25 protein-coding genes are annotated in these 23,749 nt (G+C 56.1%); 12 read left to right on the top strand and 13 right to left on the bottom strand.

Annotated features, from left to right (window positions below; all coding sequences use genetic code 11):
- Positions 1-64 precede the first annotated feature (64 nt).
- Positions 65-469 carry a VOC family protein gene (locus tag H0S68_RS06545; RefSeq protein WP_041414313.1) on the bottom strand — a complete coding sequence of 135 codons (405 nt, stop codon included), beginning with the start codon at positions 467-469 and terminating at the stop codon, positions 65-67.
- Positions 470-551: 82 nt separating this feature from the next.
- Between H0S68_RS06545 and H0S68_RS06540 the strand changes: the two genes are divergently transcribed.
- Positions 552-1,007 carry a GNAT family N-acetyltransferase gene (locus H0S68_RS06540; protein ID WP_410529252.1) on the top strand — a complete coding sequence of 152 codons (456 nt, stop codon included), beginning with the start codon at positions 552-554 and terminating at the stop codon, positions 1,005-1,007.
- Positions 1,008-1,042: 35 nt separating this feature from the next.
- Here the strand turns inward: H0S68_RS06540 and pbpG are convergent, their stop codons facing one another.
- The 3 genes from pbpG to H0S68_RS06525 form a co-directional block, all read right to left on the bottom strand.
- A complete protein-coding gene (gene pbpG / locus H0S68_RS06535; protein ID WP_020825758.1) occupies positions 1,043-1,972 on the bottom strand; it encodes a D-alanyl-D-alanine endopeptidase in 930 nt (309 codons plus the stop codon).
- Positions 1,973-2,134: 162 nt separating this feature from the next.
- Positions 2,135-3,238 (bottom strand): adenosylhomocysteinase, encoded by a 1,104-nt coding sequence (locus H0S68_RS06530; protein WP_410529251.1) that lies wholly within the window; start codon positions 3,236-3,238, stop codon positions 2,135-2,137.
- Positions 3,239-3,285: 47 nt separating this feature from the next.
- Positions 3,286-4,230, bottom strand: coding sequence for a GlxA family transcriptional regulator (locus tag H0S68_RS06525; protein WP_142816438.1), 945 nt, complete (start codon positions 4,228-4,230; stop codon positions 3,286-3,288).
- Positions 4,231-4,321: 91 nt separating this feature from the next.
- Between H0S68_RS06525 and H0S68_RS06520 the strand changes: the two genes are divergently transcribed.
- Both H0S68_RS06520 and H0S68_RS06515 read left to right on the top strand, forming a co-directional pair.
- Positions 4,322-5,002, top strand: a complete 681-nt coding sequence (locus H0S68_RS06520; RefSeq protein ID WP_410529250.1) for a DJ-1/PfpI family protein — start codon at positions 4,322-4,324, stop codon at positions 5,000-5,002.
- Positions 5,003-5,052: 50 nt separating this feature from the next.
- Positions 5,053-5,616: a DedA family protein gene (locus H0S68_RS06515; RefSeq protein ID WP_020825754.1), complete on the top strand. Its 564-nt coding sequence runs from the start codon at positions 5,053-5,055 to the stop codon at positions 5,614-5,616.
- A gap of 2 nt (positions 5,617-5,618) precedes the next feature.
- Here the strand turns inward: H0S68_RS06515 and H0S68_RS06510 are convergent, their stop codons facing one another.
- On the bottom strand, positions 5,619-6,245 hold the full coding sequence (locus tag H0S68_RS06510; RefSeq protein ID WP_048761285.1) for a LysE family translocator: 627 nt from the start codon (positions 6,243-6,245) through the stop codon (positions 5,619-5,621).
- Positions 6,246-6,320: 75 nt separating this feature from the next.
- Positions 6,321-7,214, bottom strand: a complete 894-nt coding sequence (locus tag H0S68_RS06505; RefSeq protein ID WP_410529249.1) for a LysR family transcriptional regulator — start codon at positions 7,212-7,214, stop codon at positions 6,321-6,323.
- A gap of 127 nt (positions 7,215-7,341) precedes the next feature.
- On the opposite strand from H0S68_RS06505, the gene H0S68_RS06500 reads away from it, so the two are divergent.
- Together H0S68_RS06500 and ansP are read left to right on the top strand one after the other, a co-directional pair.
- Positions 7,342-7,779: a PACE efflux transporter gene (locus H0S68_RS06500; protein WP_046374221.1), complete on the top strand. Its 438-nt coding sequence runs from the start codon at positions 7,342-7,344 to the stop codon at positions 7,777-7,779.
- 447 nt (positions 7,780-8,226) lie between these two features.
- Entirely contained in the window at positions 8,227-9,690 is a 1,464-nt protein-coding gene (ansP, locus tag H0S68_RS06495; protein WP_046374222.1) for an L-asparagine permease, read from the top strand.
- A 155-nt stretch (positions 9,691-9,845) separates the two neighbouring features.
- On the opposite strand, the gene H0S68_RS06490 is transcribed toward ansP, so the two are convergent.
- Positions 9,846-10,625, bottom strand: a complete 780-nt coding sequence (locus tag H0S68_RS06490; RefSeq protein ID WP_174573894.1) for a 2OG-Fe(II) oxygenase — start codon at positions 10,623-10,625, stop codon at positions 9,846-9,848.
- A 113-nt stretch (positions 10,626-10,738) separates the two neighbouring features.
- Between H0S68_RS06490 and H0S68_RS06485 the strand changes: the two genes are divergently transcribed.
- Positions 10,739-11,641: a LysR substrate-binding domain-containing protein gene (locus tag H0S68_RS06485; RefSeq protein WP_410529248.1), complete on the top strand. Its 903-nt coding sequence runs from the start codon at positions 10,739-10,741 to the stop codon at positions 11,639-11,641.
- Positions 11,642-11,656: 15 nt separating this feature from the next.
- Here the strand turns inward: H0S68_RS06485 and H0S68_RS06480 are convergent, their stop codons facing one another.
- Positions 11,657-12,511 carry an ATP-grasp fold amidoligase family protein gene (locus H0S68_RS06480; RefSeq protein ID WP_174573893.1) on the bottom strand — a complete coding sequence of 285 codons (855 nt, stop codon included), beginning with the start codon at positions 12,509-12,511 and terminating at the stop codon, positions 11,657-11,659.
- Positions 12,512-12,665: 154 nt separating this feature from the next.
- Here H0S68_RS06480 and H0S68_RS06475 point away from each other — a divergent pair, with 154 nt between their 5' ends.
- Entirely contained in the window at positions 12,666-13,958 is a 1,293-nt protein-coding gene (locus H0S68_RS06475; protein ID WP_020825746.1) for an oligosaccharide flippase family protein, read from the top strand.
- 97 nt (positions 13,959-14,055) lie between these two features.
- On the top strand, positions 14,056-15,099 hold the full coding sequence (locus H0S68_RS06470) for an NAD(P)/FAD-dependent oxidoreductase (protein WP_410529247.1): 1,044 nt from the start codon (positions 14,056-14,058) through the stop codon (positions 15,097-15,099).
- A gap of 111 nt (positions 15,100-15,210) precedes the next feature.
- Here the strand turns inward: H0S68_RS06470 and H0S68_RS06465 are convergent, their stop codons facing one another.
- Positions 15,211-16,056 (bottom strand): EamA family transporter, encoded by an 846-nt coding sequence (locus tag H0S68_RS06465; RefSeq protein ID WP_410529449.1) that lies wholly within the window; start codon positions 16,054-16,056, stop codon positions 15,211-15,213.
- Between the two features lie 90 nt (positions 16,057-16,146).
- On the opposite strand from H0S68_RS06465, the gene H0S68_RS06460 reads away from it, so the two are divergent.
- The 3 genes from H0S68_RS06460 (at position 16,147) to H0S68_RS06450 (ending at position 18,700) form a co-directional block, all read left to right on the top strand.
- A complete protein-coding gene (locus H0S68_RS06460; protein WP_410529246.1) occupies positions 16,147-17,085 on the top strand; it encodes a LysR substrate-binding domain-containing protein in 939 nt (312 codons plus the stop codon).
- Positions 17,086-17,285: 200 nt separating this feature from the next.
- Positions 17,286-18,047, top strand: coding sequence for an arylamine N-acetyltransferase family protein (locus H0S68_RS06455; protein WP_149573484.1), 762 nt, complete (start codon positions 17,286-17,288; stop codon positions 18,045-18,047).
- Between the two features lie 386 nt (positions 18,048-18,433).
- The gene (locus H0S68_RS06450; RefSeq protein WP_020825741.1) at positions 18,434-18,700 is read left to right on the top strand and encodes a hypothetical protein; all 267 of its coding nucleotides are present in this window, start codon (positions 18,434-18,436) and stop codon (positions 18,698-18,700) included.
- Between the two features lie 40 nt (positions 18,701-18,740).
- Here H0S68_RS06450 and dusC read toward each other — a convergent pair whose 3' ends face one another.
- The 4 genes from dusC to H0S68_RS06430 form a co-directional block, all read right to left on the bottom strand.
- Positions 18,741-19,676, bottom strand: coding sequence for a tRNA dihydrouridine(16) synthase DusC (dusC, locus tag H0S68_RS06445; protein WP_262244521.1), 936 nt, complete (start codon positions 19,674-19,676; stop codon positions 18,741-18,743).
- A gap of 80 nt (positions 19,677-19,756) precedes the next feature.
- Positions 19,757-20,716, bottom strand: coding sequence for a D-2-hydroxyacid dehydrogenase family protein (locus H0S68_RS06440; protein WP_201895625.1), 960 nt, complete (start codon positions 20,714-20,716; stop codon positions 19,757-19,759).
- 25 nt (positions 20,717-20,741) lie between these two features.
- Positions 20,742-21,191, bottom strand: a complete 450-nt coding sequence (locus H0S68_RS06435; protein WP_201895626.1) for a universal stress protein — start codon at positions 21,189-21,191, stop codon at positions 20,742-20,744.
- 12 nt (positions 21,192-21,203) lie between these two features.
- Positions 21,204-21,983: an IclR family transcriptional regulator gene (locus H0S68_RS06430; protein ID WP_128863941.1), complete on the bottom strand. Its 780-nt coding sequence runs from the start codon at positions 21,981-21,983 to the stop codon at positions 21,204-21,206.
- Between the two features lie 159 nt (positions 21,984-22,142).
- On the opposite strand from H0S68_RS06430, the gene H0S68_RS06425 reads away from it, so the two are divergent.
- Positions 22,143-23,747, top strand: a complete 1,605-nt coding sequence (locus H0S68_RS06425; RefSeq protein WP_128863940.1) for an MFS transporter — start codon at positions 22,143-22,145, stop codon at positions 23,745-23,747.
- Positions 23,748-23,749: the final 2 nt, after the last annotated feature.

Genomic DNA, 23,749 nt, shown 5'->3' with positions numbered 1-23,749 from the left:
CCCATCCATCCCTGCGCAAATTTTCTGAACGCTTAAATACCATAAAAGAGCGGGTGCGGGTATCTCAGCCGGCATCACCGGCAGGCACGTTCAGTTGCCAGGACAGGCCAAAGCGGTCGTTCAACCATCCGAAGCGCGCGCTGAAACCATAATCATCAATCGGCATAAGCACCTCGCCGCCCTCTGCCAAGCGGGCGAAAATCCTTTCAAGCTCCGCCTCGGTGGCCAAGTTCACATGAAGCGAGACCGCCGGGGTAAAGCTGAAGTCATGGCTGACCGGGCTGTCAATAAACACCAGATTATGCCGATCAAAATCGATGGTAGCCTGCTTGATCCGTCGCGGCCCGCCATCGCGCTCATCAAAATGCAGCAGTTGCTGAACCTGGAAACCGGCAAACAGTTCGCTATAAAGATCTATCGCCTGTTGGGCCTGGCCCTGAAACATGACAAAGGTAGAAACGTGGCTCATGGGATGCTGCCCTCGCGTGCAATATGGTATTAATTGATGATAGCGGATGGATACGCCTTCACGGCGATTGAAAGGAGGAAATATGACCGTCATCCACCGTCAGGCCCAATTGAGCGATCTTGCCGGCCTGCAGGCGCTGTACAGGGAGTTACGCCCGCAGGATCAGCCACTGCGCCCGGATAATGCCCAGCGTACTTTGCAACGCCTGCTCGACAATCCGGCGATTCGTCTGGTGGTCAGCGTGGTCGATGACCAACCGGTGGCGACCTGCATGCTGGCGATGGTGCCGGGGCTGGTGCATCAGGGGCAACCCTTCGGCATCATTGAGCACGTGGTCACTGCTCCGGCGCATCGCGGACAAGGTATTGCTTTAGCGATGCTTGAATACGCATTGCAACTGGCATGGCGGAAAGGTTGCTACAAAGTGATGCTGCTCTCCGGTCAACAGCGCACCGGGGCACATCAGCTGTATCTGCGCGCCGGGTTCGACGGCGATCGGGAGCGGGGTTTTGTGATCCGGCGTCCTGAGGGACGGTAACGGCCTGCGAACAGCTCCGCAGGCCACAGCATCGATTATTCGGTTTCGTTCTTCGCCAGACGGGCGTCTTTCTGACGACGGTAGTCACGGGCAGCGGCAGGGATTGGCGTCACCTTACCGGTTTCGATCCAACTGCGCAGGCGGTTGGCATCGGCGAAGTGGGTATACTTGCCAAAGGCGTCCAGCACCACCAGCGACACGGAATGACTGCCGATCATGGTGCGCATCGCCAGGCAGTGTCCCGCTTCGTTAGTGAAGCCGGTTTTGGTCAACTGGATGTTCCATTTCGGGTTGTATACCAGATGATTGGTATTGCGGAACGGCAGCGTATAGTTCGGATCCTTGAAGCTCGCCATGCGTTCGGTGGTGGTGCTGAGCTGGCCAATCAGCGGATATTGCTTGGTGGCGATCAACAGTTTGGTCAGGTCGCGTGCGGTAGAGACGTTTTTGATCGACAGCCCGGTCGGTTCCACATAACGCGTGTTGGTCATGCCCAGCGCCCTGGCTTTGGCGTTCATCGCTTTGATAAATGCACCGTACCCACCTGGATAATGATGCGCCAGACTGGCGGCAGCGCGGTTTTCCGACGACATCAGCGCCAACAGCAGCATATCTTTACGGCTGATCTCACTGTTCAGCCGTACGCGCGAATAGACCCCTTTCATCTCCGGCGTCTGGTGAATATCTACCGACAGCATTTCATCCAGCGGCAGATGGGCGTCCAGCGTCACCATTGCCGTCATCAGCTTGGTGATGGAGGCGATCGGCACCACTTCATCCGGGTTGCGGGCATACATCACCTTGTGGGTCTGCATATCCACCACCATGGCGCTGCCGGAAGCCAGCTCAGGCTGGGCGGCCCGGGTGACGGCGTTATTTTCGCTGGCCAGCGCGCGCGGCGCGAAGCCTGCCCCTGCCTGCAAAGCGAGCAGGGCTAGTACCAAAACACGTTTTTTCACATGCATTACTCTGTCACTGAAGAAGATGAAGGTCTTATTTGGCCGAATTATATGTGAGGGATCTTCCGTTGGCACTGGGATTATGTCAGCCGATTTGTGACAAATTCTGTCGGAGAGATAATTGCGCAAACCGCGAGCGCTCTGGGATGAACGCCCGCGTTGAAAAAGTTACAGTGCCGGTTGCCAAGCCGACTGCGGCAACAGGTACAACCCAGGGGCCTGGCGTGCGCCGTCCCCGACGATATAGCCAATGCCTGCCGCCATCACCGCCAGCGTCACATCGAAGGCGTTAAGACTGTCGCCGTAGCCCGCCGTCAGGTTGAACATTGAACCGTTGGCCAACAAGTACAACTGCTTGTCGCCAAGTTGGTAGGCATTCACAAACGGCATAGGCTCGCTGTGCGGCAGGTTCTGCAGGAAACCGACGTCAATTTCCGCCGTTACATGGCCGACGTTGAGGATGAACACCCCGTCTTTCGCCTGCTGCAGATGCTGCGCTGACAGCACGTTTTTTGCCCCGGTTGCCGTGGCAATTACATCGGCCTGGCCGACCGCACTGGCCAAATCAACGACCGCCCAGCCGTCATAACGCGCCTGCAGCGCACGCGCCGGATCGATTTCCGCCACGATCACCTGGCCGCCGTAAGCTTTCGCCGCGGCCGCAACGCCCTGCCCAACCAAACCATAGCCAATCACCAGCACGCATTTCTCATGCAGCGTCAAATGGGTGGTTTGGAAGAAGGTGTGCCAGGCGGTCAAGCCGACCATGTGACGGTTATGCAGCCCTTCTTTTACCGGCAAATCGTCCCAGTTAAAAATAGGATAGCGCGGTGCCATACCGTTCAGTCGACTGATGCCGGAACCTGTCGCTTCCAGCCCGGCGATAATCTGCGGGCCGTCGGCAGACTGGTGCAGGCGGGTAGTCAGATCCGCCCCCATTTCGCACAGGTGGGTAGGCCCCCAGGCCAGAGCGCGGTCAAACGATGCCGACCAATCGGCGTCGCTCATGTCGCGCCAGGCGTGAGCCTGTGCCCCACGGCGTTCCAGCCAGGCGACCACGTCATCCTGCACCGTGGTCGGGTTGCAGGTGGTCAGATAGATGGCAGCGCCCTTATCCAACAGACCCGCCACCAGCGGGGCCATTTTCAGATCCAGGTGCATATTGCACGCCAGACGCACGCCGCTTAAATCCGGCAGTGCAGCAACGGCCGCCCGGGTACGCGGCATGTGGCGCATCGCCCAGTTCAGCTCACTTTCAAAATCCTGATACATCTGTCGCTCCTCTACTGCGCCGCGCCACCGGGGCACGGCAGAATGATTTAACCGCTGCGGCTCAGGCGCTTTATCGCCTGTGGCGACAGGCCAAACAGACGGATGAAGGCCCGCCGCATACGCTCCGGGTCACTGAACCCGACGGCGCGGGCGATGCTCTCCAGCGCTTCGTGACCTTCTTCAATCCTGACCCTGGCGGCCTCGACTCGCAATTGTTCAATCACCTTGGCCGGCGTCTGGCCGGTTTCGGCGCGGAACAAGCGGCCAAACTGCCGCTCGCTCAGACAGGCCGCGTCCGCCAGATCGCCCACCGTCAGCGGATGATGGAGGTGTTCACGAGCATAAGAGAGCGCGTTGCGAATGCGATCTGAAGACGGGTTGAGTTCCAGCAGCAAGGAATACTGCGACTGCCCGCCCGGACGCCGGTGATACACCACCAGTTGCCGCGCCACGCTGGCCGCCAATGCGCTGCCGAGATCTTCCTCGACCATCGCCAGCGCCAAATCGATACCGGCAGTGATGCCCGCCGAAGTCCAGATCGCACCGTCGCGGATATAAATACGATTGCTGTCGACGCGGATACGCGGATAACTCTGTTGCAGCCGTGCGGCATGGTACCAATGAGTAGTCGCGCGCTTGCCGTCCAGCAACCCGGCAGCCGCCAGTATAAATGCGCCGGTGCACACGCTGGCCATGCGCCGTGCCTGCCGGCTTTGCCGGTGCAGAAACGCCAATAGCCCCGCCGACTGGGTGGCGACGACGTTGCCGCTGCCTCCGGCAATCAATAGCGTATCAAGGCGATGTTCGCCAAACGGCTGAGTGAGCACTTCCACACCCGAAGAGCTCACCACGCTGCCGCCCCGCTCCGAGAGCGGCAGACACCGGTAGGACTGGGTCGCCGTAAACTGGTTGGCATTATCAAAGGCCGCCAGTGGCCCGGCGAAGTCGAGCAGGTTAAAGCCGGGGAAGACCACAAAGCCGATATTTTTCATCATGGCGCTTTTTGAGGGTTATCCGTCATATCAGCCAAAAACAGGGCCGCTATTATGACCCAAAGCAAATGACAAAACTGAGGCGAATATCATGTCTGAACCATTAGTGATTGTTTTTCCGATCTATCAGGGCGTCACCCAGTTGGACTTTACCGGGCCACTGCAGTTCTTGCGACACATGCCGGGGGCCGAAATTGTCGTGGCCTCCGTCGGTGGCGCAGATATCAGCGCCGAAGGATTGCACTTTACCCAGTTGCAGAAGCTGGAAGAAGTCACGCGCTGCGACGTGCTGTGCGTACCGGGCGGCGCCGGCTGCACCCAGGCGCTGGAAAACGACGCCTTCATGAGCCAGATCCGCCGTCTGGGACTTGATGCCCGCTATCTGACCTCCGTGTGTACCGGTTCGCTGATCCTGGCCGCTGCCGGTTTGCTGCAAGGCAAACGCGCCGCCTGTCACTGGAGCATGCGCGAAAGCCTGGCGCTGTTCGGTGCGATCCCCAGTCATGCCCGGGTAGAGCGTGACGGTAACGTCATCAGCGGCGGCGGCGTGACTGCCGGCATCGATTTCGCCCTAGCATTAATCGCCGAATTGCACGATGAGGAAACCGCGCAAATGATCCAACTGTATCTGGAATATGCGCCGGCACCGCCTTTCCAGGGAGGGACGCCGGAACTGGCGCCGGCGCATGTTCTGGCTCGGGTTCAGGCGCAAATGGCCGACAGTTTGCGGCAACGTCGGGCGTTGGTGGCGCAGATTGCCGCCCGCGGCTAGCGCACAGGGCGTATACTTAACCTTATGTGTTAAAGACATAGGGGATCAGAATGGCGGATTTAGCCCACTACATTACGGACTACGGTTATTGGGCGCTGTTTATCGGCTGTCTGGCCGAAGGCGAAACCATCACGCTGCTGGGCGGCATTGCGGCACATCAGGGACTGTTACATCTGCCCTGGGTTATTGCGGTGGTGGCGTTGGGCGGCACGCTGGGGGATCAACTGCTGTTTTTCCTGGGCCGTCGCTTCGGCGGACGGGTCATTTCACGCATGAAAAGCCAGGAAAAACGCATCGAACGCGCCAGAAAGCTGATCGCACGCCACCCAATGCTGTTCGTGATTGGCGTACGTTTTATGTATGGCTTCCGCATTATCGGCCCGGTTCTGATCGGCGCCAGCAAGCTGCCGCCGTCGCGCTTTGTGCCACTGAACATTTTGGGCGCCATCCTGTGGGCGACAATCTTTGTGCTGCTGGGCTATTTTGGTGGCGAGGCGATCGGCCGCTTTATCTCGGGCTTCGACAAAAGACTCACCAGCGTGCTGTTCTGCGCGCTGGTGATCGCCGCCATTCTGCTAGTACGGTTTTGGTGGCGCCGTCGGCATGCCGATTAAGCTTATCGGTTCAGCATCAGTTTCACACCGAGCAAGGCCAACACTCCGCCGCCTACCCGATCGAACCAGGCTTTAAAACGCAGGTAGGCGCGACGCGGACGTGGTGATGACAACACAAAGGCCACGAAGGCATACCACAGGACGTCAACCGTCAGGGCGATCACCGGCAGAATAATGTACATCAGCGGCGAGATTTTATGGCTGAGCAAGGCGGCAAACACGCTGCCGAACACGATGGCGGTGTTCGGGTTGCTCAACTGGGTCAATAGCCCCGTGGTAAAGGCCTTGCGAAGGCCCAGAGACTGCGCGCCGACGGCCTCCACGTTCAACGGTTGACTCGCCCCACGCAGCATTTTGAACGCCAGGTAGACCAGGTAAGCGCCCCCCAGCACTTTCAGCGTGGAGTACAGCCATGGCAATGCCAACAGCAATGACTGAAGCCCCAACAGAGCCACCAGTGCAAAAATAAAGCAGCCGACGCCCATACCCAGCGCCACTGCCATACCGTCGCGGCGCGACGATGCCACGGCCGTACGCGCCACCAGAATAAAGCTTTGGCCCGGACTCATTGCCCCCAGCGCAATGGCGCCAGTAATGCTCAATACCGATAATGCCGTCTCGCTGATCATGCTTTCCGCCCCTTCGTAAATGCCACGGTTCAAAGTAGCCCAGTGATGAAAACAAAAGCAATACGGCCGCTGGGATTATTCCGCCTGCGACGCGTCGCGCATCAGGGCCACCAGTTCGCGGGCGGCCTTATCCAACGGTCGGCTTTTCAGCCAGACAAGGTGTATCGGCAATCGCAGCTCATTTTTGGTGTTTTTGAATTTCAGCCTGATCAACCGCCCCTGAGCTAACAATGGTGCGGTCAGCGATAGCGGGAAATTGCCCCACCCCAAACCCGCCTCGACCATGTTCAGCGCCATCGGCAGGCTGTCGGTGCGCCAGTAAGATTCCGCCACCCGCGGCCGCAGATCGGCGATCGGCAAATCACGGCTGGCCACCATTATCTGCCGCACGTTGACCAAATCCTCGAGGAACAGCTCATCCGGCGCTCCCTGCAACGCCGGGTGCCGTGGCGAAAGCATGGCAACCAGCGATTCCGCGCCGACGAAGTGAAACTGTTCCTGGCTGTTGATGTTAAGTCCGCCAAATGCCAGGCAAACGTCGACTCGCTCCTGATGCAGCATATGCACCACGTCATCCTGCGGAGCGGTCAGCACTTCAATATTCAGCAGCGGATAGCGCTCCGCCAGCGTGTTGATCGCCGTCAGCAGGCCGTTGCTGTTGATGTCCGAGGCAACGCCAATCGACAAGGTGCTCTCCAGCCCTTGCGACAGTTCGATAGCGTGGTTCTGCAACTGCTTAAGCTGTTCGGCTATCAGTCGCGCATGGGGTGCCAGGGCCAATGCCAACGCGGTCGGCACCGGCTCGCGGTGCGAACGATCAAACAGTTGAAACCCCAGTTCCGCCTCCATATTGGCGATCCCCATACTCACCGCCGAAGGTACGCGGCGCAGCGATCGGGCCGCGGCGGAAAACGAACCGCGATCCAGTACCGCCAGAAACATCTCAATATTGTCGCTGGAAAAATTCATTGCGCTTTCTGTCAGTAAAACTGACAGCTCCTGACTTTTTCTATCAATGTAGTTGACGTTATCTTACCCGCCAGACGACAAAAGGTCACTCGACCACAAAGCCAAGAAATCAGTCAGGAGATGAGTAATGCAAGGCGTTAAACGCAAACTGGTGTATGTCACCGCCTATGAAATTATCGGCATGGCGATCTCAGCGCTCGGGCTGGCGCTGCTTTCCGGCAGCGCCCCCAGCAGCACTGGGCCGCTGGCGGTGATCATTACCACTATCGCCGTCACCTGGAACTTCATCTACAACTCGCTGTTTGAGCTGTGGGAAAGTCGCCAGGCCTCACGCGGCCGTACGCTTAAACGCCGTATTCTGCACGCCGTAGGCTTTCAATTAACGTTAGTGGTTTACCTGATCCCGCTGATTGCCTGGTGGATGGGGATTACGCTGTGGCAGGCGCTGCTGCTGGATATGGCCCTGATAGTGATTATCCCGTGCTACACCTTTGTGTTTAACTGGGTGTTCGACAAGGTATTCGGCCTGCCGACTTCGGCTCTGCCGGCCGGTGAATCCGCCTAAAAATCGGCCAAATCTCTCCGTTTATTATCTCCCGCCTGCGGACAATATCACCACAGGTTGGGAGGTCTTATTATCCCCCTCCTTTCACCTCACCCATTAATAAGAAAAATTCCCTGTAGTTTGCACGGTAATTATTATTATGTGATTTTAATCACTTTTTATTCCTCGATATTTCCGTCTTGATAAAATCAACCATCTTATTGAATAATATATTCTTTTATATATAGAACAAAAAACAAACACACTTGTTCACGATTTATACGCAGGATTTTTTGCCACATTTACTGAGAAAAGGTAGCATGCTTCGCCGTTATTTCGTGGCGGCTTGTATACACAATAAACAGCAGAATGATGCCATGACCTCATTCTCATAACGATTGTCCATAGCAATCGTTTGCTCTGAAGCCAGAGCAGGGTAATTCCATAGACAGGTAAACAGGACGGATAATGCAATCAAATAAAAAGTCTGCGCATGACAAGCACGCAGCCAGAAGACGATGGTTAGACTCCCATGAATCCGGTTATCACAAAAGCATGGGCAATCGACAAATACAGATGATCGCTATCGGCGGTTCAATCGGTACCGGCTTGTTCCTCGGTACCGGTGGCCGTCTGGAATTGGCCGGCCCGGCACTGGCGCTGGTCTATCTGGTGTGCGGTATATTCTCTTTCTTCATTCTGCGCGCATTGGGCGAATTGGTTCTGCACCGCCCGTCCAGCGGCAGCTTCGTGTCTTATGCCCGCGAGTTTCTCGGCGAAAAAGCCTCTTACGTCGCCGGGTGGATGTATTTCCTCAACTGGGCAATGACCGGCATCGTCGATATCACTGCGGTGGCGCTGTACATGCACTACTGGGGCACCTTCGCCGACGTCCCACAATGGCTGTTCGCGCTCTGCGCACTCGGCGTGGTTGCCACCATGAACATGATCGGCGTGAAGTGGTTCGCCGAAATGGAGTTCTGGTTCGCCCTGATCAAAGTCGTCGCCATCGCATTGTTCCTGGTGGTGGGGGTAGTGTTCCTCGGCACCGGTACCCCGGTGGCCGGCAACACCACCGGCCTGCACCTGATTACCGAAAACGGCGGCATGTTCCCGCACGGGCTGCTGCCAGCGCTGGTGTTAGTGCAGGGTGTTATCTTCGCCTTCGCCGGGATTGAGCTGATCGGCACCGCCGCCGGTGAGTGTAAGGATCCGGCCAAAATGATGCCAAAAGCGATCAACAGCGTGATCTGGCGCATTGGCCTGTTCTACGTCGGTTCGGTGGTACTGTTGGTGCTGCTGCTGCCGTGGAACGCCTACCAAGCGGGCCAAAGCCCGTTCGTTACCTTCTTCAGCAAGCTGGGCGTACCTTATATCGGCACCATCATGAATATCGTGGTGCTGACCGCAGCACTCTCCAGCCTCAACTCCGGCCTGTACTCCACCGGCCGTATCCTGCGCTCGTTGTCGATGGGCGGGTCAGCGCCGAAATTCATGGCCAAAATGAGCAGCCAGCAAGTGCCCTACGCCGGCATTCTGGTGACCTGCGGCATCTATGTGATTGGCGTTTTGCTGAACTATCTGGTGCCTTCGCGGGTGTTTGAAATCGTGCTGAACATCGCTTCGCTGGGCATTATCGCCTCATGGGCGTTTATCATCGTGTGCCAGATGCGTTTGCGCAAAGCCGTACGCGAAGGTCGCGCCCAGCCGGTATCCTTCAGAATGCCCGGCGCGCCCTTCACCTCTTGGCTAACGCTGGCATTCCTGCTGGCGGTCGTCATCATGATGGCGTTCGACTACCCGAACGGCACCTGGACTATCGCCACCATTCCGGTGCTGGCGGTGCTGCTGACGCTGGGCTGGTTCGGCCTGCGCAAGCGGGCTCAGGAAGTGAAGCTGGAACAGCAGGCTCACGAAGAAGCCCACCACTGAGTCTCTTAACTGCCCCTTTCGGGGCAGTTATTCGTAGTAGGGGTGCTGTATGCCGCGCCCTACCGCATAATCAATCGGTTAAATCGGGTCGAACATGTTCGATCCCTATCGGTTAACCCTTATGCGGGCTTGTCAGCCCTCTGAATTTTTTATTCTTAAAGTCGGCCGTAAAAGGTCATTCTGGCGCTCTCCGACAGCGCGATATCCGGCTGGGCATTGTAGGCCAGCACCACCAGCATGCGGGTGGTATCGCCTTCGGTTGGCGTGACGCGGTGCATGGCATTGCGTCCCCGGAACAGCACCAAATCCCCCTCTTCGATCGCCAAGGTCTTAACCGCCCGTTCGCCGTCCAATACCTGCGACACGCCAGCGTAATTCATCTCCCCACGATCGGCATCCCGCAGGTTTTCCACGTACTCGAATTGCCCACCGGCCTGCGGTTTCTGGATCAGCAGCGTGATGGCAAACGACGAATTGTCAAAATGCCAGCCCAGCTCCTGCCCGCGATGGGCATAATGCAGATTGATTGAAGACAGCCGATCGGCGTAAGGGTACAGCTGTTGTTCTTGCAGTACCGCACAGAGGAAATCGCGGAAGGATTGCGCATCGTACAGCGTACGCAGCGGCGACTGCGCCGGGATATCCTCGTCGGTAATGCACCCCTTGGAAGAAACCACCAGCCGGTTGCGTGGGTGATCGGCCGGCAAGGCGTCGTCCTGCGGTTTCAGGTAGACATTGTGCTTGCTGGCGGCATAAAACGCCGCAGGGCTGTGCTCTGCCCCCTCCAAACGCACCGTCGCCAGCGCCGCGGCGGTCAAAAAGCCGGGCAGCACCAGCGCCCCTGCCGCATCCAGCGTCGCCCTGCAACGGGCCTGAAAGGCAGCATCGCCAATCGGGTTGGCGGATAAATCAATGATATGAGCAAGTTGCTGCATGCTGAACTCCTGAGGGCATAAGGGCCGGATAACCTCACTGTAGCGAATGTCGGATTGCCGTAATAACAAAAATGCGTTAAGGATGAGCTAACCAATTCTTAGCGATAGCCACCATGAACGCACCTTCCCGCAGCCGCCTGCCCAAACTGAGCGCCATTCTGGCGTTTGAAACCGCCGCCCGTACCGGCAGCCTGGCCAGAGCGGCAGACAGCCTGGCGCTGACCGCCGCCGCCGTCAGCCAGCAGATCCGCCAGCTCGAGCAGCATCTGGGCATCACACTGTTTATCCGTGCCAAAAGCGGCGTGACGCTGACTGAACAAGGGGCGGATTACCTGGCCTACGTGCAGCAGGCGTTTGAAACGCTGCGCGTGGCGCAACAGCATGTCGATCGCCAACGGGGCCAAGAGGCATTGACGATTTTTGCCTTGCCGGCCCTGGCGTCAAAATGGCTGAACCCGGCCATCGGCAAGTGGCTGAACCAGCATCCACAGATGGATATTCGCCTGCACGCCACCCACGCCGAGGTCGATTTTGCCGCTTCAACGGCGGATTTTGCCCTGAGCTTTGGCGATCAGGGCTATCCATTGATGGAAAAAGTGCGGCTGTTTCAGGACTGCGTGCAGCCGGTATGTAGCCCGCAGTTACAAAGGATCGGCGACTGGACTCAACAGCCGCTGATTCAGGTGGATTGGGGAAAGGAGAGCCAGTTTCTGCCGGGCTGGCATGAGTGGTTCAGCGCCGCCGGGTTACCACCGCCGCAGCGGCGCGGCCTGACTTATAATCTGACCTCGCTGGCGATTGACGCCGCGGTTGAGGGCCACGGCGTTTTGCTCGGCCAGCAGCAGCTGATCCAGCGTGAACTGGCTCAGGGAACCCTGGTGCCGCTGGCAGAACCGACGCTACCGCTGAGCAAGCCTTACTATGTGGTCTACCCGCAACGCACGCTGGACAAACCCAAAGCCGCCGAATTTCTGGCGTGGCTGCAAAGCATCGCACCGGCGGACAGCGCGGGGTAAGCGGCGTCGCAATGTTTACCCGTCTTTGGACATCATCTCGCCCAGCAGCAGATTCGTCGCGCGCGGCAGATAAACTTCGTTGCCTGCGCCTGGCGTGAGCGTCAATTCGCCAATGTAGATCTGGTCGCGAGTGAGATAAAAATCGACGCGGCAATAATCCAGATCTGCCGAGACCGCTTTCGCCACCTGGATCATTTCATCCCAAAACGCCGGTTTCTGGTTCAGCGTATTGATCTGCGGAATGTCACCCTGGGTGAAAAAACAATGGTGGGCATATTCGTCCAAAAACTCCAGCGAAGTCGGCTCTGGCCCGCCACGTAACAACTCAACGAATAAATAAGAGTATTTGCCGTTAAACACGTGCACTTTGTAATCTATCAGCTCACCGTCGCATTCAATATCCAGCAGCTCCTCAACAATAATTTTCTGCGGAATATTAGCGTAGTGTTTTTCTCGAAATCTTTTCCAATAGGTTATTCCAGACCATTCCCTAAGAATTTTCGTAATATCCTGATAGGTGACCTTACTTTTATCTTTAACTATCTTGACCTGCTGAGAGGCATTATTAGTTTTGATAACAAATGATTGTGGCAAGGCCAGGTAGTCCCGTTCGCTAAAATTATCGGTAATCATGATAATGGGCGTTAGGTATTTATCTGAAACCCGCTGAGAAATATACTCTCTGACCGCCACCTTATCCGCTAACATACTGAAATCATTATGCGGGTAGCGCATGCGCTGATAAATCTTCTCTGAAAATGTTTTCGGGTTTTTGAAGCTAACCCAAGAGCCGTGGGCAAGATAATGGCTGACTTGGTAATAGATAAAATCGGGTGCGGCCCGATAGAGTCGTTTTGCGAGTTTTCTCATTCTTCTCTTTCTTCCATGAACATAGCATACGCAGGAATGCTTCTCACATTCCGATTATTGCATCTCAATTATAAAACCCTGCGGGGCATCCCTTACAGTGGGTAAGGGAATAATCGGACGATTCCTATTATTAGAGGCGACAGGGAAAGTACCAATGAAATTAAAATTCATAGATATCAATATTGTGAGAAATGCGTTTTGGATGATATCCGAAAAAATGGTGTCTATTCTGGGGGTCATTTTCATTACCGCCTATATGGCGAAATACATCGGCCCGGAAAGCTTCGGCAAGATCACCTTCGCTACCGCTATTTTCGCCATTACCCAAACGCTGGCGCTGCTGGGCTCCGATACCGTTCTATTCAAGCGGATTAGCCGCAACCCAGGTTCCGGAACCGCCCTGATGTTTTCCACCAATCGGCTGCGACAGGGCTGCTTTGTGCTGCTCTCTGCGGCAATATTGATTTACACCGGGCTGCGTGAAGATTTCATTACCTTCTATTTTTGCGCCGCCACCTTTGTCGCCAGCTTCTTCTCGCTCAGAGACGTGTTCACCATTTATCACGACGCCCGGCTGGAATCACGCTTCAATACGCTGGCTAACGTAGCCGGGTTGGGCAGCGCACTGCTGGTGCGTTATCTGATTGTTTATCTTGATCTGCACCTGTATTTCCTGGCAATCCCGATCGTGATGGTTTACCTGATCCCCTATCTGATTCGCCACCATATCTACCACCGCCGTTATCCGCGCTTTGTCGCGCCAAAACGCGTACGGCGTAAATATGTGCGCTATTTGCTCGCCAGCGGCCTGCCACTGGCGGTTTCCAATGTCTCCATTGCCATTTATACCCGGCTGGCGCAGCTGTTCCTGATGTGGTTCGTCTCGGCGCAAGCGCTGGGCATTTACTCGGTTGCCATCACCCTGGCAACCGCCTGGATGTTTGTTACCGATGCGGTGATCACCTCGTTTTTCGCCAAAATCTTCGCCTATCACCGCGATGACGCAATGCGCACCGCCGCCAAACTGAATGGGCTGGTGCTGGCCATCGCCGCCGCCATCGTGGCCGGTATCGTTTTGCTTGGCAAACCGGTCATTGTGTTGCTGTACGGGGAGCAATATTTGGCAGCCTATCCGGCGATGGGCGTCTTGGCGGTTTCAACGCTGCTTTCCGCGTTGGGCACCGTAGCCTACAAATACATTGTGCTCTTCTCCGGCTATGGCTTCCTGTCGAAGAAGATGTTTCTGGTGTTTATCATCAACATTCCGCTGTCGTACTTTCTGATCCGCCAGTACGGCATGATGGGCGCCGCTTATAGCACCCTGCTGACAGAGCTGTTGTCACTGACCCTGCTTAACTACTTCTTCCGCCGTGGCGCGGTATTGCAAATGCATCTGCGTTCGCTGAACCCCTGGACCTATATCAGACGCACTCAGCACGCCGGTTGAGGTTGGTAGGCTTCGGGGAGCAAAGCACATTTATCTGCATGAAACCGTTAATTTATGGGATAGTTTGTGCCCGGTACATGCGAGGTAGAACGTGGGTATGGATCTCTCTGACAGGCATATTCTTATTGTGGGCGCAGGCATTATCGGCGCGACCATCGCTTATCATTTGGCTCGCCGTGGTGTGAAGGTCACCGTCATTGACCAACACCACCCGGCATCAGGTGCCACCGGCAGCTCTTTCGGCTGGATCCACAGCACGGTGAGTGATGATGCGCCCGATGTCCTGCTTCGCCGCGCGTCCGTGGCCGACTGGCATCGGCTGGAGAAAGAAGTGCCGGAGCTTTGGCTGCATTGGGCCGGCGCACTCAGTTACGACAGCGATTCATTGGCGGCTCAGGCCCATGAAAAAATGCTTGAGCAATCCGTGATCTCCCAGCTTGAACCCGCGATGAATAATCCGCCTCCACAGGCTTATTATGCAAAACAGGATGGCGCCGTTGACCCGATCGACGCCACCCACGCCTTGCTGGATACGGCTTGCCGCCTCGGCGCTGTATTAAAAACCCAGACGCCGGTCACCGGACTCGTCAGGGAAGGCGATGCCATTACCGGCGTTGACACCCTGCAGGGAACGTTCAACGCAGATTGTGTCGTGCTGGCCTGCGGAACGGGTATTTCCCCTTTGCTAAACGCCATTGGCATCTCACTTCCGATTAAAGCTTCGCCGGCAATTTTGCTGCGCTACAGCACGCAGGACCACGTCATCAATACCCTCATTTCAGGGGATGATATAGAAGTTCGCCATGCCCGCAACGGCGATATCCTAGCCGCTGAAGATTATCCGGCCGTTGGTGGTGCTGATGAGATGGCTTCCGACACCTTGGCGGCAATAGCCAAAAGGTTGAAAGGGACAGGATCCGCACGCCAGCTCAGCCAATCGGTGGGACAACGGCCCGTACCCGAGGACAAATGCCCCGTCATGGGGTTTATCGGTGAGGTTACTGGGCTTTATGTGGCCGTGATGCATCCGGCGGTAACCTGCGCCGCCACGGTTGGAAGGTGGGTCAGTGAAGAACTGATCGACGGTAAAAACCGGGAAATCCCCGAGCGTTATCGACCCACGCGTTTTTGCGAAAAATAGCAGGCCACGCAGTAAAACCGGGCGAAATTCAGGGTTGGAATGAATATCGCCCGCTCAGATCATCAATGCAAACAACGGCCCAAATTAAGACGCTGCTGGTTATGGGTTAGGTCACTTCATATGCAGCACCAGGGCGCCAGCCAGTACCGTCAGCACGCCTGCCCACTGCAAGGCAGATAGCCGCTCGCGCAGTAACAGCGCGCCGAGCAGTGCGGCAATGCCGCCAGACAGGGTGCTCAACACCGTCACAATCGCCAGCGATCCGCTACCGGCCCCCTTGGCAAATGCGCTAAAGCCCGCCAGACTCAGCAGGCTGGCCAGCAGCAGCAGTCCTCCTTGTCGCCAGTTAGGTCGGCTTACCAAAGCGCGTCGGTCAGTATTCAGCGCTAGCAGAGCCGTCAGCCCCACCGTATAACCAAGCCACAGGCTAAGGCTCGGCCCCAGCACCGGCAGCGTGTATTTCCCTTGTAACCAGAAACCGGTGCCATAACAAAAGGCGGCGATCAACGCAAAGGTCACTGCGGGCAAAGTCGAGCGCGATCTGCCCGGCTGACGACCCGGGCTCACGGCAGTCAACATGACGCCCAGCAGACACACCGCCAGCCCTGCCAGGGTCAAAGCTCCCAGCCGTTCACCGCTGATCCACGATAACAGCGTAGTGACCGCCCCGTAGCTGGTAACCAGCGGCGCCACCATCGCCGCCTTGCCGATAGCAAAGGCCTGCGACAGTGCCAAGGTGCCGCTCACCGTCAGGCTCGCGGCCAGCAACGCCAGCCCCCAAATGGAAGCTGAAGCTTCTAACCAAGGGGCCGAAGTGGCCCATAACCACGCGCTAAAAATCACAAAGCCGATCGCCTGCGAGAAAAATACCGCCCTACGCACCCCCACCGCTCGGGCGTTAATGCCAATCAAAAAATCCGTGCTGCCCCAGCACAGCGCGGCGGCCAGCCCCATCATTACGTCCACGCGATACTCCCGTCCGATTGTTGCCCCAAAAGTAAGCAAAAAATCGCTTGTGGAACATCGATAGATTGGCAATATGGTTGAATGAAACTCAAGCTGAACGCTCAACCTCGCCTGCCGTCGCTGAAAGCCTTGCATACCTTCGAGGTTGCTTCCCGCTGCGCCAGTTTTACCGAAGCGGCGGAAGAGTTGAACGTGACGCTGGGTGCGGTCAGCCGCCAGATACGTCATCTGGAGAACGAGCTGGGGGTGGAACTGTTTCACCGCAAGGGCAATGCGGTCGCGCTTAACGAGACCGGAAAAAGGCTGGCGATTGATGTCACCCGCGCGCTGACGCTGCTGCAAAAAGCCAGTGACCGCGCCCGGCCAGAGCAACAGCAAACGCTGAAACTGACCTGTACCCTGGGGATCGCCAGCCATTGGCTGGCGGCACGTTTGCCGGCGTTACGCCGTGCCGATCCCGATGTTTCGCTGGTGTTGGATGCCAACGAAAGCTTACGCGATCTGGCCAGTGGTGAAGCCGACATTGCTATCCGCTATAGCCCCACGGACAACCCGCCGCCACACTCGCACGAACTCCTCGCCGATGCCTTCGCCCCGCTGGCAAGCCCAAGCTTTCTCGCCGCCCATTCAGCGCCGATCACCGCCGCTGACTTGGCATCGATGCAGCTGATCCATTCGCCGTGGAAAGACGGGCATAAGCTCGGCGTTGCCGGTTGGCAGGACTGGTTTGCCGCCTTTGGCGAAGGCACCACCGCGCCACGCGGTATAATCACCTTTAACAGCGTCGGGCATGCGCTTCAAGAAGCCATCGACGGCAACGGCGTGGTACTCGGTAGCCTGGCGGTCGCTCAGGACGCCCTGGCTGCCGGCAAGCTGGTTCGGGTGTTTGGCGAAAACCAACAACTGCCCGCAGCCTATCAATATCGCCTGTGCTGGGCGGACAGCGCGTTCGTCAGCACTACCACCCGCCGCTGGGTGAATCTGCTGCTACAGGCGGCCGGTAAACCCCCGGCGTTCTGACGCAGCACTTATTGCTCCCACAGGTGCGAAAAATCCATCTATTTTATATATCCAAAATAATTCGAGTTGCATCGCGGCGACAACTAAGCGCATCCCCGGGAGCGTACAAACAGTACGTGACTGGGTAAGCGCAGGAAGTCAACAAAGAGGCAGCTTGAAGTATGAAAGATATAATCAAATTTTTTGCTGCGAGACAAACCGTGGACAGACAACGCTACCTGCAACATATTGGATTCGCAGGCATCCCCCAACCAGACCTCCTGACGCTGCAGCAATTACACCGTGGCCATATGCTGCGGGTTCCCTTTGAGAACCTGAGCATTATTTACCATCAGGGCATTGATCTGGAAGAACAGGCGCTGTTCAATAAAATTGTCGAACGCAACCGCGGCGGTTTTTGCTATGAGCTGAACCGGCTGTTCGCCCTGCTACTGAAAGACATCGGTTTCAAGGTGAATTTTATTTCCGGCGAGATCCGCGCCCGCGACGGCAGCTTCGGCGCGCCCTTCGATCATATGGCGCTGATGGTAGAGCTGGATCAGCCGTATCTGGTGGACGTGGGGTTTGGTGATTCGTTCCTGACGCCGCTGAAAATCACCACCACCGAGCAGCAACCGCAAACAAGCGGCACCTTCCATTTGGAACAGGAAGGCGAGACCTACTATCTGGAACGCCGCAATGGCGATAACCGTTCGCATGCCAAAACCCTGTACCGCTTTACCCTGCAAAAACGCGAGCTCAACGAGTTTGCCGACATGTGTGAATACCACAGCACTTCACCGCAGTCGCACTTCACCCAAAAACTGGTGTGTTCCCACGCCACAGAAAATGGCCGCGTGACGATCAGTGAGAACAAGCTAATTATCACCGAAGATCACCACCGTCGGGAGTCGACGTTGCATTCGGAACAGGAGCGCCGTGAAGCGCTGATGCGCTATTTTGGTATCGATCTGGACAACTGACGCTCTGAATTAGCTATGGCATGGCCCGGTGGCGCAGTATAAAAAGGGCTAAGCCGCCCGCAGGGAAATAACGCCCCTTTCAATAGGGGAATATTCCTTCTATTTTATAGCGCTACAAAAATTAAATATTTACGCTTTCCTTCCGCCTTCAAAATATAAGACACAGACTATTGACAATTTAATTAACACCTATAAAAACGATTTAATAATGATAATTTATAAAATTTTACAATTGGCATATTATTTTGTTTATAAAGCAATTTTAACGATATATATCCCGCGATAATCAGTCATGGCAGCTCATAGCACTGATATATTTTTCCAGATAGGGTAGTCTTTATCTGGCAGTCGAAATTATTTAAACGACGTACCCCAAGGAGCTATGCATGAGTGACAATGAAAACAGCAAAACGCAGATTGATAATTTACGTGATGTGGTTTCTCAGCTGAAGGAAATGAGACACTATGCACAATCCAATACCGAGACGCTGTCTGCGCAATGGCTGGCTTTCGACCAAGGCGAATATAAACATAAGGAATTCGCTGGGGCGATTGGCGACCTGCTGAATAAACAGGGTGCCTGCCTTGAAGGGTTGGAAAAAACCATTCAGGATATCGAGATAGAAATAAATCGCCTCGACAGTGAGTCTTGATAATACGAATTTACGCTAACCCGCCTTAGGCGGGTTTTTATTATTCCGAGCGGCAAATTACCCGGGCGATATCTTTTGAATTATTCAAGGTGCGCACTTCGCCGAACAGCTCGGTCGCCTCGTCATATTCCTTACGTAAATAACCCAGCCACTGCTTGATGCGTGCCACGTGATAAAGGCCGGTATCGCCCTGCTTTTCCAGATGAACATATTTTTGCAGCAGCTGCACCACCTGCGGCCAGGGCATGCGCGGTTCATTATACTTCACTACCCGGCTCAGGTTCGGCACGTTAAGCGCGCCGCGCCCCAGCATCACCGCATCACAGCCGGTGGTTTGCAGGCAATCTTGCGCACTTTGCCAGTCCCAGATTTCGCCGTTGGCGATCACCGGAATGGTCAGACGCTTGCGGATCTCGCCAATCGCCGCCCAGTTAATGCGCTCGGCCTTGTAGCCGTCCTCTTTGGTGCGGCCATGCACCGCCAGCTCGGTGGCACCCGCCTGCTGGACCGCGTCGGCAATTTCGAAACTGCGGCTGACGCTGTCCCAACCTAATCGAACTTTTACCGTGACCGGCAAATGATCCGGCACCGCCGCACGCATCGCTTTGGCCCCCTGATAAATCAGCTCCGGATCTTTCAGCAGCGTCGCGCCACCGCCGCTGCCGTTGACCAGCTTGGACGGGCAGCCGCAGTTGAGATCGACGCCATAGGACCCGAGTTCAACCGCACGGGCGGCGTTTTCCGCCAGCCACTGCGGATATTGGCCCAGCAGTTGGATGCGCACCAGGGTGCCGGACGGCGTGCGGCTGGCATGATGCAGTTCGGGGCACAGGCGATAGAAAGATTTGGCGGGTAACAGCTGATCGACCACGCGCAGGAATTCGGTGATGCACAGGTCGTAGTCGTTCACTTCGGTGAGTAACTCACGCACCAAAGAATCGAGAACGCCCTCCATCGGAGCCAATAATACGCGCATGATTACCCCTGCTAAAAAAGACGCGCAATGATACGGGCGAATACCCGCATCAGACAAGCATCCAGGGGAATAAAAGCCGGCTAGCTCAAACGGCGTATCGGTTCATTGGCGAGAAACGCCACGATGTCTTCGATCGCTTCGCGGAAATAAATGCCATAGTTATCATCCGCCACGTAGCCCAAATGCGGCGTCGCCAACACATTGGGCAGACGGCGGAAGATATCGTCGAGCGGCAGAGGCTCGACGTCGAACACATCCAGCCCGGCCCCGGCTATCCGCTGGTTCTGCAAGGCGTCAATCAACGCAGCGCGGTCGACAATGGCCGCACGTGAGGTGTTGATCAGGTAAGCGGTTTTTTTCATTGCCTGCAGCTCCTGCTGGCCCACCAGCCCGCGAGTGCGTTCACTCAGCACCAGATGGACGGAAACAAAATCGCTTTGTTCAAACAGCGCCTGTTTAGATTCCGCCAGGTGAACCCCCTGCTGCGCGGCTTTTTCCGCCGTCAGATTTTGGCTCCAGGCCACCACACGCATGCCAAAGGCCTGCGCGACCACCGCCATCTGACTGCCAATCTTGCCCAGGCCCAACAGCCCCAACGTTTTCCCTTGCAGCGTCACGCCCAGCGCCTGCTGCCAGGGGCCGTTATTACGCAGTCCGGCGTTTTCCGGCACGATATGCTTCGCCAGCCCAAGCAACAGCGCCCAGGTCAGCTCCATCGGCGCGGCCGAACCGCTGGCGGTACCGCAGACCACAACGCCACGTTGCGCCGCCGCGGCCAGATCGACAGACGCATTGCGCATACCCGAGGTGATCACCAGCTTCAACTTAGGCAAACGCACCAACAGCGAGGCCGTGATTGGCGTACGCTCGCGCATGATCACCAGAATGTCGCAATCCTGCAGGTGCACGGCCAACTCCGCTTCGTCGGTAAAATGCTGGCTCATGGCGGAGACTTCTACCCGATCGGCAATAGCCGACCAGTCCGCCATGCCAAGCGCCACCTGCTGATAATCATCAAGAATTGCACACTTCAATTTCATCTTCGGCTCCGGGAAGCAGAGACAGTCAATCAGCCCGTACGTCGATCAGCACCGGGCAGTCGGCGTTTTCTATTACCAAAGCGCTGTGCGAGCCTCTCAACAAACGGTTAAAGGGTGAAAGATGCCTGCGGCCCATAATAATCATGCTGGCATTCAGCTCTTTAGCCTGAGCCACAATGGTTCCCGCCGGTTCACCGGGCACTACCCTGCCACGCGCGCTGACACCGGCATCTTTCAATTCACTCAGAGCCTGACGCACTACGGCTGCCGCTGCGCCTTGTTCATCCTGTGCGTAGCCAAAATCCGCCGGATCTTCACCGACGGCAATGTCATAGGGGCCCGTCGTGGAATAGCTGAGGTCCACACAGCATAGCACCACTACCGTTGCCCGTTGGGCCAACCCCTGTTCAGCAGCCAGTGAAATAACTTTACGAGCGGTGGCGGAATTATCAACTGCGACCAACAGCGTTTTCATCGTGTTATCCCCTTAATCTCGTGTAATAACCTTACCAATCTCATCAAGCAGTGCCTCTTTGCACTTAAGGATCTCCTCGCGATAATCCGCTTCATTCTTTGTAAAACGGGTGCTTGGCACTAACAGGCTGATGGAAAAACGCCCCAGAATGGTATCGATAGCCACTGCCATCATGGAAATGCCTTCCAAAGTTTCCTCCCGATCGTAGGCCAACCCGGTACGGCGTATTTCCGTTAGGTGTTCCAACAATGCCGGGAAGTCACGGATGGTCAGATCAGTAACCGCCTTATAGGCTTCGCCCAACAATTCTCGGGCAGCGTCATCGCTGTCTAATGCCAACAACGCCCGCCCGCCCGATGTACTGTATAGGGGCAGGTTCATACCAATACGCGGCACTACCCGCAGCTCACGATCCGCCACAATGTAATGCACTATCGCCAACTGCAGACCACTGGCGCGCGCCAGCGATACCGTTTCGCCAGTGGCATCACTCAACGCCTGCAACCAGGGTTCAGCAATAGCTACCACCTCTGTATGCACTCGAGCGATCAGTCTTAACAATGAGGGTCCTAAGCGCACACCACCGACACCACCGCGCACCAGTTGAACAGAATCCAGCGCGTTGACAATGCGCTGTACGGTAGAACGCGGCAAATCTACCGCCTGAGCTATTTCACCTAAACTCATACCATTCGGCTTTTCACCCAAGGCATCGAGAATTTTCGCCGCTCGGGTAATAACCTGAATCCCGCCGGCCTTTTCATCATCACAACTCATTGAGGGTTCAGACATAGAGTTTCCCTTTCCTTGCTTTTAATCCGCACTGTATCACTTTTTCTTCCGAACGGGACAGTGCACCACATTGCAATACAGTGACTCACAATGTAGTATGCGCATCACTGTACCGCAATACGATACAGTGCATCGCAATTTTACATCTGGAGTTATATTATGAATGGTCAGCCTGCGGCAGCCCCCACGCCGCATCCTTTCACTTTGCGCCTAGCATTGGGCTTGGTGGGTGTGCTGATCGCTGCCTTGACTTCTGGGCTGAACGATCGTGTCAGCGATCTGGCGCTGGTAGATATTCGCGCCGCTATAGGTATCGGTTACGACGGGGGCAGTTGGATCGCCTCGGCTTATCAAGCGGCGGAGGTGGCGGCCATGATGATAGCCCCTTGGTTTGCCGTAACGTTCTCATTGCGACGTTTTGCTCTGATGATGGTCAGCGGATTTGCCGTCGTAGGCATTATCCAGCCCTTAACCTCTGATCCGTCATTGTTTATTACGCTGCGGGTGATGCAGGGCCTGTTTGGTGGCGCGCTGCCGCCATTGTTGATGACGGCAGCACTGCGCTTTCTGCCGCCGGGCATTAAGCTCTACGGGTTGTCAGCCTATGCGCTCACCGCTACCTTTGGGCCCAATGTAGCGGCCCCATTGGCAGCTCTCTGGACCGATAATCTGGGTTGGCAGTTTGTTTTTTGGCAGTCGATCCCGCTGTGCCTGAGCGCATTTTTACTGATTAGTTGGGGACTGCCGCAGGATCCATTGCGCCTGGAGCGCTTCAGGCAGATCGATCTGTTCGGCATGCTGACCGGCTGCAGTGGCATTGCACTGTTGATCCTGTCGCTAACACAGGGAGAACGACTCGACTGGTTTAATTCGCCGCTGATTAGCCTAATGCTACCGATCTCCATCGCGTTGCTGGTGACGTTTTTAATTAACGAATGGTTTCATCCGTTGCCGTTGTTCAAGCTGCAAATGCTGAGGCGAAAGAATTTCACTCACGGTCTTCTGACGCTAGCCGGGGTGCTGATGTTGATGCAATCAGGGTCAATGCTGCCCTCGCTTTACTTCTCGCAGATAGAGGGGTTTCGCACCGCACAATTCGCGCCGCTGGCACTGACTATCGGCCTGCCGCAGTTGGTGGTGGCACCGTTGATCGCGGCAGTGTTGAACTTGCGCTGGATTGACAGCCGCTGGGTGCTAATCACCGGTGCCGCGCTGATGATCAGTTCTTGCCTGCTTGGCACGCAACTGACTGACGACTGGGCACGGCAAAACTTCTGGTTTATTCAGAGCCTGCAGATATTTGGGCAGCCGATGATGATTTTGCCGGTTTTGCTGGGAGCCACCAGCGTAGTCATGCCGCCGGAGGGGCCCTTCGCCTCGGCGATGTTTAACACCGTTCGCGGTTTCTCAACCGTGGCGGCGGGATGTCTTGTCGAGAATTTTGTTAGCCACCGGGAGAAGTTCCACTCCCATGTCCTGGTGGACCAACTGGGCAATCGCCCATGGCTAATGACCGCAGGTACCCCGGATAGCGTCAGCAATAGCGTACCCTTGCTGCCCGACGGTACCGTCAGTTCGACAGAAAACCTCAGTCATTTTTCGACGCTGATCAGGCACCAGGCGGAGATCCTCAGCATCAGTGATGCCTATCTGCTGATTATCTGCTGCGCACTGCTGTTGGTGCTGTTGACCGCCTGGCTACCGCCCCGCGTCTACCCACCGCAAACCCTTTTACCTTTAGTTCCAAAAACATCAGGATCATAACC

The sequence above is a fragment of the Serratia sp. AXJ-M genome, assembly GCF_046531865.1.
Taxonomy (GTDB): domain Bacteria; phylum Pseudomonadota; class Gammaproteobacteria; order Enterobacterales; family Enterobacteriaceae; genus Serratia; species Serratia liquefaciens.
Note: the sequence above shows the minus strand (reverse complement) of the source record. Positions and strands in the feature narration are given on the sequence as shown.